A 1001-nucleotide genomic window follows, 5' to 3' on the forward strand; every position below is an offset into this window, starting at 1 on the left:
GGTCCCGAGCCGGCGCACGAGCCCGCCCCCTGGCCGCCGCCGGGCGCCGAGCCCGTCGACCTCACCGGCTTCTACGACCCCGCCTCCGACGACGGCCTGCGGTACGGGGAGGCGTTCCGGGGCATGCGCGCGGCCTGGCGGTCCGGCGACGACGTCCTCGCCGACATCGAGCTGCCCGAGCGGACCGCCGCCGACGCCGGACGGTACGGGCTGCACCCGGCCGCCCTCGACGCGGCCCTGCACGCCACCGCGCTGCTCGCCTCCGAGGCCGACTCCGGGCGGATCACGCTCCCGTTCCTCTGGACGGGGATCGACCTCCACGCCGCCGGGGCCGCCGCCCTCAGGCTGCGGATGACCCGTCTGGGCGAGGACGAGGTCGCGCTGCGCCTGACCGACACCACGGGCCGTCCCGTGGCCTCCGTCGAGTCGCTCGTCCTGCGTCCGGCGGCCGCCGGCGGACCGGTCCGCGCGGACCGGTCCCACGACTCGCTGTTCGAACTCGTCTGGACGCCCGTCGAGCCGGCCGCGACCGCGTCCCCGACCGTCGTGCACCGCTGCACCGGCGGCACGACCGCGGAGGCGGTGCACGCGGAGACCACCGCGGTCCTGGACGTCGTCCGGTCCTGGCTCGCGGAGGACCGTGACGACGCCGTGCTCTCGGTCGTCACCCGGGGCGCCGTCTCGGTCGGCGGCGAGGACGTCACCGACCTCGCCGGAGCGGCGGTGTGGGGACTGGTCCGCAGCGCCCAGACGGAGAACCCGGGGCGCATCGTCCTGATCGACCTGGACCCCGGCGACCCCGGCCACGCCACGGCCGACGCCGGCCCGCTGGTGGCGACCGGCGAGGCACAGATCGCCGTGCGCTCCGGCACCCCGCACCGCCCGCGCCTGACCCGCGTGAGCGGCGACCGGTCCGGGTCCGCCACCCCCTCCACCGTCTTCGGCGACCGGCCCGGCACCGTGCTCGTCACGGGCGGCACCGGCACCCTGGGCAGCCTGGT

The 1001-nt window shown here is 77.8% G+C and carries 1 protein-coding gene; it reads left to right on the top strand.

Features of this window, described 5'->3' with window-relative positions:
* A partial coding sequence (locus B7767_RS37290; RefSeq protein ID WP_179167456.1) for a polyketide synthase dehydratase domain-containing protein occupies window positions 1-1001 on the top strand: 1001 nt, incomplete at both ends.

Origin of the sequence: Streptomyces sp. 13-12-16 (genome assembly GCF_002114215.1) — a bacterium.
Lineage (GTDB): Bacteria > Actinomycetota > Actinomycetes > Streptomycetales > Streptomycetaceae > Streptomyces.